At 63.2% G+C, this 4,525-nt stretch carries 5 protein-coding genes; 2 read left to right on the top strand and 3 right to left on the bottom strand.

Annotated elements, in window-relative coordinates; all coding sequences use genetic code 11:
• Nucleotides 1-804: glycosyltransferase family 39 protein (locus tag ABIV12_RS16365; protein ID WP_348061295.1), on the bottom strand; the 804-nt coding region annotated here is incomplete at its 3' end.
• 188 nt (nucleotides 805-992) lie between these two features.
• On the opposite strand from ABIV12_RS16365, the gene ABIV12_RS16360 reads away from it, so the two are divergent.
• Both ABIV12_RS16360 and ABIV12_RS16355 read left to right on the top strand, forming a co-directional pair.
• Nucleotides 993-2,063 carry an aromatic ring-hydroxylating dioxygenase subunit alpha gene (locus tag ABIV12_RS16360; RefSeq protein ID WP_348061293.1) on the top strand — a complete coding sequence of 357 codons (1,071 nt, stop codon included), beginning with the start codon at nucleotides 993-995 and terminating at the stop codon, nucleotides 2,061-2,063.
• Nucleotides 2,064-2,224: 161 nt separating this feature from the next.
• Nucleotides 2,225-2,440 carry a hypothetical protein gene (locus tag ABIV12_RS16355; RefSeq protein ID WP_348061291.1) on the top strand — a complete coding sequence of 72 codons (216 nt, stop codon included), beginning with the start codon at nucleotides 2,225-2,227 and terminating at the stop codon, nucleotides 2,438-2,440.
• Nucleotides 2,441-2,507: 67 nt separating this feature from the next.
• Here ABIV12_RS16355 and ABIV12_RS16350 read toward each other — a convergent pair whose 3' ends face one another.
• Together ABIV12_RS16350 and ABIV12_RS16345 are read right to left on the bottom strand one after the other, a co-directional pair.
• The gene (locus ABIV12_RS16350; protein ID WP_348061289.1) at nucleotides 2,508-3,323 is read right to left on the bottom strand and encodes an amidohydrolase; all 816 of its coding nucleotides are present in this window, start codon (nucleotides 3,321-3,323) and stop codon (nucleotides 2,508-2,510) included.
• A gap of 1 nt (nucleotide 3,324) precedes the next feature.
• The gene (locus ABIV12_RS16345; RefSeq protein ID WP_348061287.1) at nucleotides 3,325-4,473 is read right to left on the bottom strand and encodes a pyridoxal phosphate-dependent aminotransferase; all 1,149 of its coding nucleotides are present in this window, start codon (nucleotides 4,471-4,473) and stop codon (nucleotides 3,325-3,327) included.
• Nucleotides 4,474-4,525 lie beyond the last annotated feature (52 nt).

Below are 4,525 nucleotides of genomic sequence, written 5' to 3'. Positions count from 1 at the left end.
CGGAAACCAGTTGAACAGAACGATCGGCAGGTAGTACCAGAACGGCTGCGGATGCGACCACGAACCTGCATAGCGTCCGGCCGTTTGCCGGAAGAACAGGTCATGCACGTAGGCGGCGTATTCCTCCGTCCCGCGCACATGCGCGACCAGCAGCACGCCGCCGCCCCACGCGAGGATCGGTGCGAGAAACGCGAGCACGCCTCCTGCCCAGCGCAGCGCCGATCCCGATGTGCGCGTCACACCGTCCCAGCCGCGCAGCCGCGCAAAGAGATACGGCAGCACCATCAACAGCGCGAGAATCCCCACGCCCTTGGTGATCACGCCGAAACCGGCGGCGAGACAACCAAGCCAATAGGCTCGCCAGTTGGGGCCGCGAAGCAGATGCAGCAGCAGGCCCCAGTTGGCCAGCGTGATCCAGCCCATGATCAGCGGATCGATCTGCGCACGCTTGACCTGGTACATGAACTGGAATGCAAACAGCACGCCGATCGCGGCACACAAGCCGGTGCGCGGATTCCACAGGCGCCGCCCCAAATCGTAGGTGAGGCCAAGGGTCAGCAAGCCTGCGAGCAGTGACGGCAACAGAAACGCGAGGCGCCAATTGCGCACCAGTTCGTAAGAAGCCGCCTGCATCCAGAAGAGCATCGGCGGCTTGTCCGAATAAAGCTCGCGACCGCGGTGTGGAAACAACCAGTCGCCCGATTCGACCATCTGCCTGGCCACCAGCGCGAACCGCGGTTCGTCCGACGGCCACGGATCCCGCAGGCCCATGCCGACGCCAAGGATGACCAGCGCGAACAGCATGAACAGCCAGAACGTGCGCCGGGCCTCGGACGCAGAATCCAGCGGGGGTGTCAGCTCGACCATCGCGATACGCCGTCATTTGCAGCCGCGCATGGTATCAGCACCGTCGCCGACCTTGCGTCGAGACACCATTGCGCGGCCGGAGCGCCAACCTCGATACTCGATCGACACAGACGGTGCACTGGACGATGCAACAACCCACGCCGGACCCCGATTTGGCATCCCGGGAACTGACCTGCGCGTTCGCGCTGCCCGCCTCGTTCTACGTCGGGACGGCTGCCGACGAGCGCGATCGGCGACAGATCTTCGCACGCAGTTGGCAACTGGTCGCGCACGCCACCGACGTGGCGCAACCGGGCGATCACGTCGTCGCGGACCTCGCAGGCGTCCCGTTGCTGATCGTGAGCGGAGACGACGGCACGTTGCGCGCGCTGCACAACGTCTGTCGGCATCGGGCGGGGCCGCTGGCGTTGTGCGCGGGACGGCGCGCGAAACGTTTTCGCTGCCGCTATCACGGCTGGACCTATGCGCTCGATGGGCAATTGTCGAGCGCCCCGGAAATGGATGACGCCGAACATTTCGCTGTCGCCGACATCCGACTGCCCGAGGCGCGTGTCGCGCAATGGCAAGGCCTGGTGTTCGCCGCGCTCGACGATTCCCCGCCATTTGCACACCTGGTTGACGGAATCGACGCGCGCATCGGACCCGGACGTCTGGACGGCTATGTGTTGCAGCAGCGGGTCGCCTACGACATCGACTGCGACTGGAAGGTCTACGTCGACAATTACCTCGAGGGCTACCACGTTCCGCATATCCATCCGGAACTGAACCGGATGCTCGACTACCGCAGCTACCGCACAGAACTTTCGCGCTGGCATTCGTTGCAATGGAGTCCGCTCGAAAGCGCCGAGGAGCTCTACGGCAATGGCGACGCGCTGTATTACTGGCTGTGGCCGAACACCATGCTCAACATCCTGCCCGGCCGCCTGCAAACCAACCGCGTGCTGCCACGTGGACCCGGACGATGCCGGGTCGAGTTCGATTTTCACTACCCCGCCGACATCGACGACGCGGCGCGACGCGCGCACGACGCCGCATTCAGCGATCTGGTGCAAAAGGAAGATGTGGACATCTGCGAACGCGTGCAGCGTGGCCTTGCATCCGGTTCGTACGTCGCCGGACGACTCAACCCGCTGCGTGAAAGCGGCGTTCATCATTTCCACGAATTGCTGCGTTCCGCGTATCGGGTACACCGCTGAGTTGATGCGATATGTGTCGGACTGTCGTCAACCCGCCCCCACCAGAACGTCGTCTGTCGGTGCATCACTTTAACCGGGCTGCAACGCGCAGTTAACCGCAATGACACCAGGCATCCGTAAGCTCTGCGTCGACCCTCGAACCCGACCTTGCGGAGAACATCATGCGCGACCAGCGACACACCGAAGTCCATGTCCTCGGCTACCGCATCGAGCGGGTACGCCAGTTCGATCATCAGGGCGAGATGGTCGTGCAATGGTACGAAGTGCTTGCACCGGAGTCCGCCGCGTTGATCGGCTCGTTCGCACACCGTGCGGAAGCCGAGCGCGAGATTGTCAGCCGGGAACTCAATGCATTGCAGCGTCCGGTGGCGGCCTGACCGGGATGACTTTCCGCCGCGCCATGACAGCCTCGCGTCATCGCGCGACCGCCGCCGGGATACGCGATCAGGACCGGATCGAGAAGTCGTCCGAATCCATCCAGGCCGGAAAGCGTTCGCGCTGCGCGGCCAATGCGGCGCCGTCGAGGCTCACGGTGACGACTTGTTCCTGCGCGCCCAGATCCACGATCGACTCGCCGACGAAATCGATGACCGCGCTGTCGCCGCCGTAGTGAATGTCGTTGCCATCGACGCCGACGCGATTGACGCCGACACAGTAGCTCCAGTTCTCGATCGCACGTGCGCGCAACAGCGTTCGCCAGGGTTGCCGCCGTGCTGAGGGCCAGTTGGCGACGTAAATGAGCACGTCATAGTCGAAGCGCTGCACATCGCGGTGATACCGATTGCGCGACCACACTGGAAACCGCAGGTCGTAGCAGACCATCGGGCAGATCCGCCAACCGTGGAGATCGACGATCACGCGCTCGTTGCCGCCGCCGTAGCGTTCGTGTTCGCGGGCCATGCGGAACAGATGGCGCTTGTCGTATTGCGCGTATGTGCCGTCGGGTCGCATCCACACGAGCCGATTCATGCACACATCGCCGTCGCGGATCACGAGGCTGCCGGTCACGACCGCATCGACTTCTCGCGCCAGATCCCGCAGCCAGCGCAATCCTTCGCCATCCATCGACTCGGCAGCATGCAAGGTGTCGTTGGTGAAACCGGACAGGAACGTCTCGGGCAGAACGATGAGATCGCTGGACCCACGCAGCGGCGCGACCAGCGCACCGTAGTAGGCGCGATTCGCCGCCGCATCCTGCCAGCGCGTCGCGCCCTGCACGAGCGAGACACGCAGGGGCCGGGCCGGCGTTGATGCGGTCATGTCAAAGCGCCCGAAGACGCGTTGCGGCCTGTTCCAGCGTCGCATCGTTCTTGGCAAAGCAAAAACGGATCAGCCGTTGTCCGGACGGCGGCGTTTCGTAAAACGCGGACAGCGGAATCGCTGCGACGCCGCCATGCGTCGCCAGCCATTCGCAGAACGCCAGGTCATCGGCGTCACTCAATGCGGAATAATCCGCGACCTGGAAATACGCGCCGGCGACAGGACGCAGGGTGAACTTCGAACCCGCCAGCAACTCGCGGAACCGGTCGCGCTTGGCCTGGTAGAACGACGGCAGATCCAGATAATGCTGCGGATCCGACTCGAGCACGTCGGCAAATGCGAACTGCGCCGGCGTGAATGTGGAAAACGTCAGGTACTGGTGCACCTTGCGAAATTCCGCGGACAGCGCCCTTGGCGCGATGCAATAGCCGACCTTCCAGCCGGTGCAGTGATAGGTCTTGCCGAACGAACTGACGACGAAACTGCGATCTGCCAGCTCGCGATGACGCAGGACACTCTCGTGCTGCGCGCCGTCGAACACGATGTGTTCGTAGACTTCGTCTGAAAGAACGATGATTTCCGTTCCGCGCACCATTTCCGCCAGCGTATCGAGATCCGCCACGCTCAATACCGACCCGCACGGATTATGCGGGGAGTTGATCATGATCATGCGGGTCTTTGGCGTGATCGCATCCTTGATTTTCTGCCAGTCCGGTGAAAAATCGAGCGGATTCAGCGCCACATGGACTGCATGGCCGCCGTTGAGTTCGATCGCCGGCTCGTAGCAGTCGTAGCACGGGTCGAGAACGATGACCTCGTCACCGGCACGCACGACTGCGCCAATCGCGGCAAACAGCGCCTCGGTTGCACCGGAGGTCACCGTGACCTCGGAATCGACGTTGACCTTGCGACCGTACAAGCGTTCCGTCTTGCGTGCGATGGCCTCGCGCAATGCGGGCACGCCGGTCATCGGGGCGTACTGGTTGCGGCCATCGTTCATCGCGCGCGTGAGCGCATCGCGCAACGCTTGCGGTCCGTCGAAATCCGGAAACCCCTGGCCCAGGTTCACCGCCTTGTGCTCCATTGCGAGCTGGCTCATCACCGTGAAGATCGTGGTACCGACCTTGGGCAGTTTGGTCTCGATCTGCATGGCGCCTGTCGTTTGGACGGCCAAAGCCGGGAGCTGCGATGTTAGCACGCGT

It is taken from the genome of Dokdonella sp., from assembly GCF_039926425.1.
GTDB lineage: Bacteria > Pseudomonadota > Gammaproteobacteria > Xanthomonadales > Rhodanobacteraceae > Dokdonella_A.
This window is presented reverse-complemented; position numbering and strand designations above follow the sequence as displayed.

Bases quoted from the DNA above. Each gene is read 5' to 3' on its own strand.
- ABIV12_RS16360 (WP_348061293.1), top strand. From the start codon at position 993: ATGCAACAACCCACGCCGGACCCCGATTTGGCATCCCGGGAACTGACC.
- ABIV12_RS16355 (WP_348061291.1), top strand. From the start codon at position 2,225: ATGCGCGACCAGCGACACACCGAAGTCCATGTCCTCGGCTACCGCATC.
- ABIV12_RS16350 (WP_348061289.1), bottom strand. From the start codon at position 3,323: ATGACCGCATCAACGCCGGCCCGGCCCCTGCGTGTCTCGCTCGTGCAG.
- ABIV12_RS16345 (WP_348061287.1), bottom strand. From the start codon at position 4,473: ATGCAGATCGAGACCAAACTGCCCAAGGTCGGTACCACGATCTTCACG.